Below are 13,704 nucleotides of genomic sequence, written 5' to 3'. Positions count from 1 at the left end.
TAATCAGGTAATTTTTTGTCGTAAAATTCAACAACTATATTTGGAATGAGTCAAAACTTAGGTATTTAGGGCTTTATTGAAAACAATTTTGCGCGTACAGTAGTGCGATATTGTCGTGGACTTAAGCCTAAGGCCTCTTTAAAAAGGCGATTAAAATGAGGCGAGTCACTATAGCCGATCTCATGCATCACTTCCGTTATGCTTAAGTTAGTATTTTTTAATAACTCTTTAGCATTATCTAAACGCTGTTCTTGCTGCCACTGCAAAGCGCTTTTACCAAAACTTTTTCTAAAACGCCTATCAAAACTACGCCTGCTTAAGCCTAAGTCCTGAGCGATAACACTGAAGTTAATTTTTTCACTTAGCTTAGCTAGGATGAGACTCTGAGCATCAAGCATAAGCTCATCCGTATGAAGGGCTTTTTCATCATCACGTAGAGCCAGTTGTTGATAATTTTTACGTATGTCGTGAAAAAAGTGACGCTGTACTTCAACGGATATATCTTTGCCATAATGCAGTTCAATAAAGTGCACAACTAAATCGGCTAGCGTATTAACACTACCTGTGCAGTATAGGCGTCCGCTTTGAGTAATAAAGTAGTTTCTCTGCACGATAACCTTGGGATAACGCTTTTCAAACTTGTCAAAGAAATGCCAGTGAGTTGTCGCAATGCGTTCATTGAGCAAGCCGGCCTCAGCCATAAATGCACAACCTGTACCGACACCGGCAATACGGGTGGTTTCACGTGAAAACATTTTTTTCAACCAATTGCAAGTCCTCTTGTGCTTTTTTACAACAGGGAAAGGATTACGCCAAAGGGCTGGCAGAAAGACAATGTCAGCATGCTCCTGGTTTTCAATATCTTGTAGGTCAGCGTAATTAAAGATGTCGGCCCCAGGGCTTGGAAGCTGTAAATTTGCAAGCAGCTGGATATTAAGTCGCGGCGCATCTTGCCTTTTGGCTCGGGCAATATCAGAAGCCGCTTTAAGAAGCTCAATAGGCAAGCTTATACTTGTGGCAAGCGTGTGCTCGCAGATCAAAAAACAAACCGTTAAATTAGACACGACTTAAACTCTTGAAGGTATGGCTGATTCACAGCATATGATGACTCATTCCCCCCTAAATGTTCCAGTTTTTATGCGTTAAATTACTGCTTCTTTGAACCCTAAGCAGTGATAAACCGAGTTATGCGCAGTTACCTCCCTTTAATTGTTGGATTTGGTGGATATAACGCAGCAGGCAGGGCCTCTGGTCATCGTGCCTACGAGCGGATGATTTACGAAAGCTTAGGAAACTCGGATAAGCAGCGTGTGCTTGCCAGCTTAAAAGCCCTAACTGGCCTCGCTGACGATGTTGATGAGCAAACAGTGCTGAATGCTTCTCTTGTGCGCCAGCTCGACCCAAGCGTGCTCGATACCGATAAGGCTCGCTCAGCTATCAATGTTGAGTTAAATAGTGACGAACAAACGAGCACTCAATTTGAATTAAGTGCTCGTCAAATGCCATCAAACATACCAGAGACATGGAAAGTCGAAGCTTTAGATGAAAAAGCTCGTCGTTTCAGAATTACTGTGAGCGAACCACTAAAAGCTCGTATTGATGTACAAGATGCTTTGCAGGTGCGTGCAGCGGGTCAACTTCCTACAGGTTTTAACCCCGGCGATTATTATCGCTCCACTCATCATCCTCGCGGCCTACAAATGTCCATACTTGCCGCTTCAGACGCAATTAACAGTGTGGGCATCGACTGGCAGCAGATCCAAGACAGCGTCAACCCAGATGATGTTGCCGTGTACTCAAGCAGTGTCATGAGCCAGCTTGACGATACAGGTGTTGGCGGCATGATGAACGCACGCGTGCTTGGCAAGCGCAGCAGCTCTAAGCAGCTTTCTCTGGGCTTTACCAGTATGCCGGCCGATTTCACCAATGCTTATGTACTTGGTAGCTTGGGCAGTACGGGGGCTGTAACAGGGGCTTGCGCGACTTTTCTTTACAACTTGCGCTGGGCCGTAGAAGATTTGCGTCGAGGCCGCCGCAAGGTTGCGGTAGTAGGCTGTGCTGAAGCACCTATTTTACCCGAAGTTATCGACGGTTATGCCGCAATGAGCGCACTGGCGACGGATGATGACCTGAGAAAGCTCGATGGCTCTGAAGAGCCTGACTTCAGAAAGGCCAGCCGACCCTTTGGCGAGAATTGTGGCTTTACTATCGCCGAATCAGCTCAATACGTTGTTTTGATGTCTGATGATTTAGCAATGGAGCTTGGCGCAACTATTTATGGCGCGGTTCCCGGCGTATATGTCAATGCAGACGGCTACAAAAAGTCGATTTCAGCCCCAGGCGCGGGTAATTATTTAACCATGGCAAAAGCCGTGGGCCTTGCTCGCAACTTAGTTGGTGATGATATTGTTAAAAACTCAAGCTTTGTTCAAGCTCATGGCTCAAGCACCCCGCAGAATAGAGTAACGGAATCCCGGATTTTCGACCGCGTTGCTGAGGCATTTGGCATTGATTCCTGGCCTGTTACTGCTGTTAAGTCGTATGTAGGTCACTCCCTTGGCCCTGCAAGTGGTGATCAGCTGGCTTGTACCCTAGGTATCTTTAACCGAGGAGTACTGCCAGGTATAAAAACCATTGATAAAGTTGCCGATGACATTTACGGAAACCGCTTATCCATAAGCAATAAGGATCAAAACCTAGGACCTAATGGTGCAAAGGTGGCTTTTTTAAACAGCAAAGGCTTTGGTGGTAATAATGCTACGGCTACGGTTTTTTCTCCATCTCTTGTTGATGACTATCTGCAGAATCACTACAGCAGCGAGCAGCTCGCTAGTTATAAAGCAAAAGCCGCCAAGGTAGAGCAAGCACAAGAGAGTTACTTTGATGGAGCCGATACAGGCGACTTAAAACCTAGATATCACTTTGGAAGCGACTTGATTAATGAGGATGAGATCAGCATTAATCGCCATGAGGTAAGCTTCCCAGGCTATACCAAGGCCGTCGCCTTGGATGACAATGAAGGCCTAGAGGGTTTCTAATATGCCAGACAAGGATGTTCAAGGCTGTAAACTTACCGACCAACTAGGCCAGCGCTTGCGATTGGTACGCGAGCGAGCCGGCCTCAGTCAGCGCGAACTTGCTCGCAGGGCCGATGTCACCAATGGCACCCTCTCAAATATCGAGCAGGGTAAAGTAAGCCCATCGGTTGTGTCTTTGGAAAAGGTGCTAGCGGCAATCCCCATGTCTATGCAGGAGTTCTTTTCTGAGGATCTGGAGCTAAGCCCCTCTGTTTTTCGTAAAGACCAATTGGTTCAAATTCATAAAAACGATACTGATTACCATATTCTACCTTTTGGGGATGCCTCCAGCGGTGCCTACCTTGCACGTAAGGCCTATCATCCTGGCGCAAAAGTAACATCGGAGTGGATGATGCGTAATGGCGTGGTTGCGGGGCTGATTATTCAGGGCAGCTTAAGCCTGACTCTTGATGGCGCTGAATACGACCTTGCCGAAGGGGATGCTTTTAGCTTTACTATTCATCGCCCACATACATTTCGCAACAACAGTGATCATATTTGTGTTGTGGTCAGTGTGAGCCTCTCAGAATAAGTTCTCAGCACTTATTTTCCCGCCTCCTGTTAATTCCCAAAGCTGTCATCCATACTTCATAAAAATGGCCTGCTGCTTTATAGCCGCTTAATTTCGGCTAAGCGCAAGCTTGATGACGCTGAGATAATGAGGTTGCTATGTTTCAAGGACGTGCCTTTGAGCTTAAAGCCCTAAAAGGTGGAATTCGGCATTTGGTTTTTGACCTTAAAAACGAATCAACAAATAAATTTAACTTACTGGCGATGTCTGAGCTTGAGCAGGTGCTCGACGTACTTAAATCAGATCAAAAGGCAAAGGGCTTACTTGTCTCAAGCGCTAAAGATGCCTTTGTTGTTGGTGCTGATATCAATGAATTTGGCTCCGTCTTTGCTAAAGGTCCAGACTCTGTAGATGAGCACCTTAAGAAGAATAATCGTAGCTTTAACCGGCTTGAAGACCTACCTTTCCCAACACTTGTTCTCGTCTCTGGTTATGCACTTGGAGGAGGCTTGGAATTTTGCTTAGCCTGCGATTACCGTGTGGCAACAAGCGATGCTCAATTAGGGCTACCTGAAACCAAGCTGGGAATCATACCCGGTTGGGGCGGCACAGTTCGCCTTCCCAGACTTGCGGGGGTTGATGTCGCTGTAGAGTGGATTGCTTCGGGAAAAAACAACAAAGCAAGCAAAGCATTTACAGATGGTGTTATTGATGCGGTACTTGAGGCTAAGAAACCAGAACAAGCACTGGATTTAGCACTAAGCCTGTTGGAGCGGCTTATGGAAGGCAGCCTTGATTGGAGTGCGCGCCGTGAGCAGAAAAAGAGCCCCTTGCGTCACCCCGACATGGAATCAATTCTTGCCTTCGAAAGCTCAAAGGCTTACATCAAAGCTCAGGCCGGCCGACATTATCCAGCTCCAGTAACAGCCATCAGCGCAATGCAAAGTGCGGCAAAATTTAATCGGGACGACGCTTTAAATATTGAGCGCGATAGCTTCTGCAAACTGACTCAAACAGATACCTGCCAGTCACTTGTCGGACTTTTTCTTGCTGATCAAGCGCTAGTTAAAAAAGCCAAGCTGCTTGCATGTCAAAGTAATATAGATACTCAGCATGTTGCGGTACTTGGTGCCGGCATCATGGGTGGAGGCATTGCTTATCAAAGTGCTAGCAAGGGTGTGCCGGCACTTATGAAAGATATTACAACTGAAGGCCTAAGTTTGGGTATGAACGAGGCCAGTAAACTCTTCGCCAAGCAAGTTGAGCGGGGTCGATTAAGCCATTTAGAAATGGCTCAAGCTCTTAGCAACATCACCCCAACACTTAGTTTCGAAGGCTTTGGTGGCGTTGAGCTGGTTGTTGAAGCTGTGGTTGAGAATCATAAGCTTAAAAAAGCAGTGCTTGCAGAAACCGAACGCCACATCAGTGCCGATAGTGTTCTTTGCTCAAATACCTCAACTATTTCTATCGATTTATTAGCTCAAGGCTTAGAAAGGCCCGATAAGTTTTGCGGCATGCACTTCTTTAATCCCGTGCACCGAATGCCCCTAGTTGAGGTTATTCGAGGCTCAAAAAGCTCAGAAGAGAGTGTTGCTCAAGTAGTTTCTTACGCTCAAAAGCTTGGCAAAAAAGTCGTGGTAGTTAATGACTGCCCGGGTTTTTTAGTTAATCGAGTGCTTTTCCCGTATTTGGCTGGGTTTTCTATGCTGCTGCGCGACGGGGCTGATTTCCAGAAATTGGATCAGGTTATGGAACGCTGGGGATGGCCTATGGGGCCGGCCCAACTATTAGATGTGGTTGGTATCGACACAGCAAGCCACGCTGAGGGTGTCATGGCTAAAGCCTACCCCTCCAGAATGACAAAAGAGTATGAAAGCGCAGTCGACAAGCTTTATGCTGCAGAGCACTACGGCCAAAAAACAGGCGTGGGTTTTTACGCCTATGAACAAGATCAAAAAGGTAAGCAGTTAAAGGTTAATCACTCTGAAACTTACGAGCTCATCAAAAACCCTAACTCCCAATTAAAGGAGTTTGACGACGAGCAGATCATTGCCCGGATGATGCTGCCAATGGCAACTGAGATGCTATTGTGCCTAGAGGAGGGCATCGTTACCTCCGCACAAGAAGCTGACATGGCCTTAATATATGGCTTGGGTTTCCCGCCATTTCGTGGAGGTTTATTCCGCTGGATCGATCAGCTCGGGGGACAAAATTTCTTAACCATGCTTGATAAGTACCAAGATCTTGGCCCGCTTTACAGCTTGAGTCCAACCACGCGTGAGCATCTACAATCTGGCGCTACTTATTATTCGAGTAAGGCTTAGGAGGAAGGCGATGATGTTAAAAGACAACGATGCAGTAATTGTTGATTTCAAGCGAACCCCTATGGCGAGATCTAAAAATGGCAGCTTTCGGTTTAGGCGAGCAGAAGAATTAAGTGCAGACCTTGTTAATAGTTTGCTGCATGCTAACCCCAATCTTCCAAGCGAAAAAATAGACGATGTGATTTGGGGTTGTGTAATGCAACGCATGGAGCAGGGCTTCAATGTTGCTAGAAATATGCAGTTGCGTACCAATATCCCTCACAGCGTACCCGCTCAAACAGTAAACCGCCTTTGTGGCTCCTCTATGGCGGCTATGCATACCGCAACAGCACATATAAAAGCTGACTTGGGGCATGCTTACTTAGTAGGAGGCGTTGAACATATGGGCCACCTACCCATGGATGCCTCGGTAGATCCAAACCCGGCTTTGGGCTTATCCGTTGCAAAAGCTGCCGGCTCTATGGGTATTACAGCGGAATACTTGGCTGTACTGCATGCCATCAGCCGAGAACAAATGGATGAGTTTTCACTGCGCTCACACAAGCTGGCCGCACAAGCTCGAGAGCAGGGTGCGTTTCAGGCGGAAATTGCCGAAACACTTGCTCATGATGAAGACGGGCTGCCTTACACCATGAGGCATGATGAAACCATTCGTGCAGACACAACACTGGAGGCCCTAGCTCAACTTAAACCTGTATTTAACCCCAAAGGAGGCACAGTAACTGCTGGTAGCTCCTCTCAAATAACCGATGGTGCGTCCGCCATGCTTATATGCTCGGCGAAATTTGCCAAACAGCATGGGCTTCAAGCTCGCGCTCGCATCCACTCAACGGCTGTATGCGGTGTCGACCCTTCGTTAATGGGCTATGGGCCTGTGCCAGCTAGCAAGATGGCACTCGAGCGCGTAGGTTTAAGCATGGCCGATATTGATGTGGTTGAGCTTAACGAGGCCTTTGCAGCCCAAGCCTTACCTGTTTTAAAGGATTTATCCCTGCTGGATGAGTTGGATGAAAAGGTGAATTTACGCGGCGGGGCAATTGCTCTTGGTCATCCATTTGGCTGCTCAGGCGCCAGGATAAGCGGATCCATGCTGAATATTATGGAAGCTAAAGGCGCTGAGTTTGGCTTGGCGACGATGTGTATAGGACTAGGCCAGGGAATCAGCACAATAATTCAGCGACTTTGAGCTTTTTTGTGCATTTTCATAAAAAAACACAAAAAATGTAATTTTTATTAGTAGATATGTTGAATGCAAAAAAAGCTTGTGGCAGAATGGCGCTCCTTCGCAGGTGAGGCAGGTTTATTTACCAAATAAACCGTTTAAAAACATAGACTTATCTGTAACACCTCGAGTAGGTGGCTTTAGTGAATGCGGTCGTGGCGGAATTGGTAGACGCGCTGGATTTAGGTTCCAGTGCCGCAAGGCGTGAGAGTTCAAGTCTCTCCGACCGCACCATTTACTAATAAACATTTCTTATATATCTCCAACTAAAAAAAGTTGCGCGAGGAAAATCATGCAAGTTTCTGTAGAAACAACTAATGGGTTGGAGCGCCGTTTAACGGTTGGCATTCCAGCTGACACCGTTGATAGTGAAGTTCAAAAACGCCTCCAACAAGCAACCAAAACTGTTCGCATAAACGGTTTCCGTAAAGGCAAGGTGCCTTTCAAAGTTGTTAAGCAGCGCTATGGCGAAGGTGTACGTCAAGAAGTTCTTGGCGATACTATCAATAAAAGCTTCTATGAAGCCGTTACTAGCGAAAAGCTTCGCCCTGCTGGCCAACCAAGCATTGAGCCAACTTCTATGGAAGAGGGCAAAGACATTCAATTTGTTGCAACATTCGAAGTTTACCCTGAAATTGAACTTGCTGACTTAGGTGAGTCTGAGTTCACTCGTTATGATGCGGATATCGAAGAAAGTGACATCGACAAGATGATCGAAACCCTTCGTAAGAGCCAGGGTGAGTGGAGCGATCTAGATGCTGCCGCTGCCACTGATAATCGCGTTAAGATCTCTTACGAAGGCAAGCGTGACGGTGAAGTATTTGAAGGTGGATCTGCCGAAGGCCAGTGGCTGGTACTTGGCTCTAACTCAATGATCCCAGGTTTTGAAGATGGCTTAGTTGGCGCCAAAAGCGGTGACGAAAAAGAACTACAGCTGACCTTCCCTGAAGACTATCACGTAGAAAGCCTAAAGGGCGCTGACGTTGTATTCAGCGTTAAGGTTGAGCAAGTACAAGAGCAAACCTTGCCTGAAATTAACGATGAGTTTTTCACAAAATTCGGCGTTGAAAGCAAAGATGAAGCAAGTTTCCGTGAAGAAGTGAAGGGCAATATGGAGCGTGAAAAAACACGCGCTCTTCGTGGCAAGCTCAAAGAGCAGGTCATGGACACCCTCATTAAAGCAAATGACGTTCAGCTTCCTTCAGCTCTAGTGCAAAATGAGATTGACGCACTGCGCAATCAAACTATGCAGCAATACGGTGCCATCGCTGAAAAGATTGACGTTAAAGCATTGATGCCTGATGAAATGTTTAAAGAGCAAGCTGAGCGTCGCACGGCTCTTGGTCTTATCATTTCTGAATTTGTTAAAGCAGAATCACTTAAAGCTGATAAAGATCGCGTGCGTGAAATCGTTGAAGAAACAGCTTCAACCTACGAAGACCCAGAAGAAGTGATTAACTATTACTATTCTAACGAGCAGTTGCTTGCCAATGTTGAAGCTGCCGCCCTTGAAGATCAGGTTGTTGATACGATTATCGAGCGCGGCAAAGTAGTTGAGAGTAAAATCTCTTACGACGAAGCTATCAAGCCTACCGAAGCTGCCTAAACAGCACTTTCAGCGCTATCAAAAACCGGCTTAGGCCGGTTTTTTTATGCCCAGAATAAATTTTCAGCGATGGTGTGAGTGTTTTATGCACTCTTTGCGCACTTTACATACCAAGTTCACTCTTTTTCACGTTCAGACCGTGAAACTTCGCCGGAAATAGGTAAAATGAAACTCGATAGACTAATCTAAGTGTGTGTTTGCGCACGTAAATAGCCCCAAGCATGCAGTTTTTAAGGTAAGCATTAAATGACTAATAACATTTGGACAGGTACAAACAACTTGGAAGTGACCGATTCTTTAGTACCCATGGTTGTTGAGCAAACCGCTCGCGGTGAACGCTCTTATGATATTTATTCACGCCTACTTAAAGAGCGTGTGATTTTCCTTGTTGGCCCCGTTGAGGACCACATGGCTAACCTTGTTGTTGCTCAGCTTCTGTTTTTAGAGGCCGAAAACCCAGATAAAGACATTCACCTTTATATCAATTCACCCGGTGGCAGTGTCACTGCAGGTATGTCTATCCATGACACCATGCAATTTATTAAGCCCGACGTTAGCACCATGTGTATTGGCCAAGCATGCTCTATGGGAGCCTTTCTGTTGACAGCAGGTGCAAAAGGCAAGCGTTTTTGCCTTCCAAACGCACGCACCATGATTCACCAGCCATCAGGCGGTGCTCAAGGCCAGGCGACGGATATCAACATACAGGCGCAAGAAATTCTTAAAATTCGCCAACGCCTAAATGAAATTATGGCTGAAAATACAGGTCGTAGCGTAGAAGAGGTTGCTGTTGCAACGGAGCGAGACAACTTTATGAGTGCCTATGAATCCAAAGAATTCGGCTTAATTGACGAAGTTCTTGAGACAAGAACCGCTGCAAGCTAAAAACAGGCAGTAAAGGCACTTGAATTTAGCATCACGAGCCCCCATCGTGATGAGTTGTAGTTTTTAGATTGGAGAGGGTCAATGTCTGACCAGAAAGGCGGAAGTGACGATAACGGCAAATTGCTCTATTGTTCTTTCTGCGGAAAAAGCCAACATGAAGTTCGAAAGCTCATTGCTGGGCCTTCTGTTTTTATTTGCGATGAGTGTGTCGACCTTTGTAATGACATCATTCGCGAAGAAATCCAAGAGGCAAGCAGTGAGACTGGCAATGATACATTGCCAACACCCCAAGAAATCTCGGTTAAGCTGGGCGAATATGTTATTGGTCAAGCTCAAGCTAAGAAGGTTTTAGCGGTAGCTGTTTACAATCACTACAAGCGTTTACGTTTGGGTGACAAAGGTAATAAGCCTGAAGTTGAGCTTGGTAAAAGCAACATTCTTTTAGTTGGGCCTACCGGTAGTGGTAAAACACTATTAGCGCAGACTCTTGCCCGCATGCTAAATGTCCCTTTCACTGTCGCAGATGCAACCACATTAACCGAAGCTGGTTACGTGGGTGAAGATGTCGAGAACATCATTCAAAAACTGCTTCAAAAATGCGACTACGATGTTGATAAAGCTCAGCAAGGTATCGTTTACATTGATGAAATCGATAAGATTAGCAGAAAGTCTGATAATCCATCCATTACTCGTGATGTAAGTGGTGAAGGTGTACAGCAAGCGTTACTTAAGCTTATAGAAGGCACTGTGGCCTCGGTTCCACCTCAAGGCGGCCGCAAACATCCTCAGCAAGAGTTTTTGCAAGTAGACACCTCTAATATTCTGTTCATTTGCGGTGGTGCGTTTGCTGGCCTGGATCGCATTATTCGTGAGCGTTCAGAGAAGGGCGGCATAGGCTTTAGCGCTGAAGTTAAGAGCAAAGACAGTTCTAAAAACGTGGGGGAAACCTTAAAAGAACTCGAGCCGGAAGATCTTATTCGTTTTGGTCTTATTCCTGAGTTTGTTGGCCGCCTACCTGTTATTGCGACCCTAGAAGAGCTTGATGAAGAAGCTCTAGTTCGCATTCTAAAAGAACCTAAAAACTCACTTGTTAAACAATATGGCAAGCTCTTTGAAATGGAAGGCGTTGAAGTCGATTTCCGCGATGAGGCTTTAGCCGCTGTTGCTAACAAGTCAATGGAGCGTAAAACCGGTGCTCGTGGCCTGCGATCAATCATGGAAAATGTCTTACTAGACACCATGTATGATCTACCTTCACAAGAAAATGTTGCCAAAGTAGTGGTTGATGAATCGGTGATTAAAGGTGAATCAGCGCCACTACTCGTTTATGAATCAGTAGAAACCCCTAAGGCACTGCCTGACGAGTAAAAAAACGGCGCTTCGGCGCCGTTTTCATTTCCACCTGTTCCACACTGTAGATGCACTGTATTTAAAAAGAAGATTAGCTATGACTGATACCACAAAAGTTGACGACACGACCTTACCGCTACTACCTCTGCGTGACGTCGTGGTATATCCACACATGGTCATCCCCCTATTTGTAGGGCGTGAAAAATCAATACAAGCATTAGAGCAAGCAATGCTTGAAGACAAGCAAGTACTGCTTGTCGCTCAAAAAAACGCCTCTGTTGATGAGCCCAACGCAGAAGATCTGTTTTACTTTGGTACCGTTGCTGCCGTTTTGCAGTTACTTAAGCTGCCAGATGGCACGATCAAAGTCCTGGTTGAGGGGCGCTATCGGGCAAAAATTGAAGATATTCGAGACCAAGGTGAGTATTTTGTTGCCGACTTTGAAGGTTTTCCTGCTCACACAGAGGCTGATCGTGAGTCTGAAGCCCTGATGCGCTCACTTATGGCTGGCTTTGAGAACTACGTTAATACCAGCAAGAAAGTGCCAAATGAAGTACTGAGCTCTATTACAGGCATCGACGAACCCGGCCGTCTAGCCGACACTGTTGCTGCACAAATGTCCTTGGAGCTCAAACAAAAGCAAAACTTGTTAGAACTTGTTAATGACCACGAGCGCTTAGAGCACCTCATTGCTTTACTTGAAGCCGAAGCAGATCTTCATCGTGTAGAGAAAAAGATTCGCGGCAGAGTAAAAAAACAAATGGAGCGCAGCCAGCGTGAATACTATTTGAATGAGCAAATGAAGGCCATTCAAAAAGAGCTTGGTGAAATAGGCGTTGAAGCTAATGAGCTTGATGAGCTAAGTAAAAAAATTGCTGATGCAGGCATGCCTAAAGAGGCTGAAGAAAAGGCTGGCGCAGAGCTAAACAAGCTTAAAATGATGTCACCCATGTCAGCCGAAGCTTCCGTTGTTCGAGCATATATAGACTGGATGGTGAGCATTCCTTGGAAAAAGCGCAGTCGTGTTATGCATGATCTTGCCCGAGCTGAACGTATCCTTGAAAAGGATCATTACGGTTTGGCCGAAGTCAAAGAACGCATAATGGAATACCTTGCTGTACAAAAACGCGTTAAGAAAGTTAAAGGCCCAATTCTTTGCCTTGTTGGCCCTCCAGGCGTTGGTAAAACCTCACTAGGTGAATCGATTGCTAAAGCGACCAATCGTCAATTCGTAAGAATGGCACTTGGCGGCGTTCGCGATGAAGCTGAAATCCGAGGGCATCGTAGAACTTATATCGGATCTATGCCTGGCAAGCTAATTCAAAAGATGTGTAAAGTAGGGGTCAAGAACCCACTATTTTTACTCGATGAAATTGACAAAATGGGTATGGATCATCGTGGTGATCCTGCCAGCGCCTTGTTGGAAGTCTTAGACCCAGAGCAAAACTCCACTTTTAACGATCACTACCTCGAGCTTGATTACGATCTAAGTGATGTCATGTTTGTATGCACCTCAAACTCAATGGACATTCCAGGCCCATTACTCGATCGCATGGAAGTCATTCGTATACCTGGCTATACCGAAGACGAAAAAATCAATATTGCTAGCCGTTACCTTGTTCCTAAGCAGATTAAGAATAACGGTTTAAAAACCGAAGAAATTGATATTGATAACGAGGTTATTCGCGATGTTGTCCGTTATTACACCAAAGAAGCAGGTGTACGCGGTCTGGATCGTGAGATCGCAAAAATCGCCCGTAAAGTAGTCACTAAAAACGTTAAACAAAATAGCGCAGAAAAAATAAACGTAAACATTGATGCACTTGACGACTACCTTGGCGTTCGCAAGTTTGATTTTGGCCGTGCCGATGAAGAGAACCAAATAGGGCAGGTGACGGGCCTTGCTTGGACTCAAGTTGGTGGCGAGCTACTTACCATTGAAGCCTCGGCCGTTTCTGGCAAAGGCCGCATGGTAAAAACTGGCTCACTTGGTGATGTCATGCAAGAAAGTATTCAGGCCGCCATGACTGTTGTACGCTCACGCGCACAAGTGCTGGGTATCAAGCCTAGCTTCCACGAAGATAAAGATTTACACATACATGTTCCCGAAGGTGCCACACCCAAAGACGGGCCCTCAGCGGGCATTGCAATGTGCACAGCTTTGGTCTCTGTGTTTACCAGCATTCCTGTTCGTGCTGATGTGGCCATGACAGGTGAAATCACCTTGCGTGGCGAAGTTTTAAAAATTGGCGGGTTAAAAGAAAAGTTACTTGCTGCACATCGCGGCGGCATTAAAACCGTGCTTATTCCCGCCGATAACGAGGGCGATTTGCGAGAAATTCCAGATAATATTCTCGCCGATCTTAGCGTTAAGCCTGTTAAATGGATTGATGATGTCTTAGAAGTGGCTTTGCAGTTCATGCCTAAACCTTTCAGTGATGAAGAATACGAGCAACTTGAGCGGCAAGCGAAAGATGGCGATTCTGATCAAAGAATAAGCACGCATTAGGCGTAATTGGAACTAATTCGCCTCTAGGCCTTAAAAACTCTGGCCTTTGGCGAATTGTCACTTGACCGACCAAAGAGCGCTTGGTATAAATTCTCCCTCGTTTCGCACACACATATTTATGGGTCTGGAGCGGGGCGCTTAGCGGGACATCGCATCACGCGACACGACCTGAGAAGCTCGCTCAGGGGCGAGCAAGCTTTTTTTCAGTTCTTTATGATAA

At 46.0% G+C, this 13,704-nt stretch carries 9 protein-coding genes and 1 tRNA gene; 9 read left to right on the top strand and 1 reads right to left on the bottom strand.

The window, feature by feature from the left end; translation table 11 throughout:
* Positions 1-65: 65 nt before the first annotated feature.
* Positions 66-1,064, bottom strand: coding sequence for a GlxA family transcriptional regulator (locus tag AB1S55_RS13320; RefSeq protein WP_370978672.1), 999 nt, complete (start codon positions 1,062-1,064; stop codon positions 66-68).
* 123 nt (positions 1,065-1,187) lie between these two features.
* Between AB1S55_RS13320 and AB1S55_RS13315 the strand changes: the two genes are divergently transcribed.
* From AB1S55_RS13315 to lon, 9 genes are all read left to right on the top strand, one after another.
* Positions 1,188-3,038, top strand: coding sequence for a beta-ketoacyl synthase (locus tag AB1S55_RS13315; RefSeq protein ID WP_370978671.1), 1,851 nt, complete (start codon positions 1,188-1,190; stop codon positions 3,036-3,038).
* Position 3,039: 1 nt separating this feature from the next.
* Entirely contained in the window at positions 3,040-3,609 is a 570-nt protein-coding gene (locus tag AB1S55_RS13310; protein WP_370978670.1) for a helix-turn-helix domain-containing protein, read from the top strand.
* 137 nt (positions 3,610-3,746) lie between these two features.
* On the top strand, positions 3,747-5,912 hold the full coding sequence (gene fadB, locus AB1S55_RS13305) for a fatty acid oxidation complex subunit alpha FadB (RefSeq protein ID WP_370978669.1): 2,166 nt from the start codon (positions 3,747-3,749) through the stop codon (positions 5,910-5,912).
* Positions 5,913-5,922: 10 nt separating this feature from the next.
* Positions 5,923-7,098, top strand: coding sequence for an acetyl-CoA C-acyltransferase FadA (gene fadA, locus AB1S55_RS13300; RefSeq protein ID WP_370978668.1), 1,176 nt, complete (start codon positions 5,923-5,925; stop codon positions 7,096-7,098).
* A 185-nt stretch (positions 7,099-7,283) separates the two neighbouring features.
* Positions 7,284-7,368: transfer RNA gene (locus tag AB1S55_RS13295), tRNA-Leu, on the top strand.
* Positions 7,369-7,426: 58 nt separating this feature from the next.
* Complete coding sequence (gene tig / locus AB1S55_RS13290; RefSeq protein ID WP_370978667.1) at positions 7,427-8,740, top strand: trigger factor; 1,314 nt, start codon at positions 7,427-7,429, stop codon at positions 8,738-8,740.
* Positions 8,741-8,986: 246 nt separating this feature from the next.
* The gene (gene clpP, locus AB1S55_RS13285) at positions 8,987-9,625 is read left to right on the top strand and encodes an ATP-dependent Clp endopeptidase proteolytic subunit ClpP (RefSeq protein WP_370978666.1); all 639 of its coding nucleotides are present in this window, start codon (positions 8,987-8,989) and stop codon (positions 9,623-9,625) included.
* An 81-nt stretch (positions 9,626-9,706) separates the two neighbouring features.
* Positions 9,707-10,993 carry an ATP-dependent Clp protease ATP-binding subunit ClpX gene (clpX, locus tag AB1S55_RS13280; RefSeq protein ID WP_370978665.1) on the top strand — a complete coding sequence of 429 codons (1,287 nt, stop codon included), beginning with the start codon at positions 9,707-9,709 and terminating at the stop codon, positions 10,991-10,993.
* Positions 10,994-11,072: 79 nt separating this feature from the next.
* Positions 11,073-13,484 (top strand): endopeptidase La, encoded by a 2,412-nt coding sequence (gene lon, locus AB1S55_RS13275; RefSeq protein WP_370978664.1) that lies wholly within the window; start codon positions 11,073-11,075, stop codon positions 13,482-13,484.
* Positions 13,485-13,704: the final 220 nt, after the last annotated feature.

The sequence above is a fragment of the Agaribacterium sp. ZY112 genome (assembly GCF_041346925.1).
In the GTDB taxonomy this organism is placed as follows: domain Bacteria; phylum Pseudomonadota; class Gammaproteobacteria; order Pseudomonadales; family Cellvibrionaceae; genus Agaribacterium.
This window is presented reverse-complemented; position numbering and strand designations above follow the sequence as displayed.

Bases quoted from the DNA above. Each gene is read 5' to 3' on its own strand.
- AB1S55_RS13315 (WP_370978671.1), top strand. From the start codon at position 1,188: ATGCGCAGTTACCTCCCTTTAATTGTTGGATTTGGTGGATATAACGCA.
- AB1S55_RS13310 (WP_370978670.1), top strand. From the start codon at position 3,040: ATGCCAGACAAGGATGTTCAAGGCTGTAAACTTACCGACCAACTAGGC.
- fadB (WP_370978669.1), top strand. From the start codon at position 3,747: ATGTTTCAAGGACGTGCCTTTGAGCTTAAAGCCCTAAAAGGTGGAATT.
- fadA (WP_370978668.1), top strand. From the start codon at position 5,923: ATGATGTTAAAAGACAACGATGCAGTAATTGTTGATTTCAAGCGAACC.
- tig (WP_370978667.1), top strand. From the start codon at position 7,427: ATGCAAGTTTCTGTAGAAACAACTAATGGGTTGGAGCGCCGTTTAACG.
- clpP (WP_370978666.1), top strand. From the start codon at position 8,987: ATGACTAATAACATTTGGACAGGTACAAACAACTTGGAAGTGACCGAT.
- clpX (WP_370978665.1), top strand. From the start codon at position 9,707: ATGTCTGACCAGAAAGGCGGAAGTGACGATAACGGCAAATTGCTCTAT.
- lon (WP_370978664.1), top strand. From the start codon at position 11,073: ATGACTGATACCACAAAAGTTGACGACACGACCTTACCGCTACTACCT.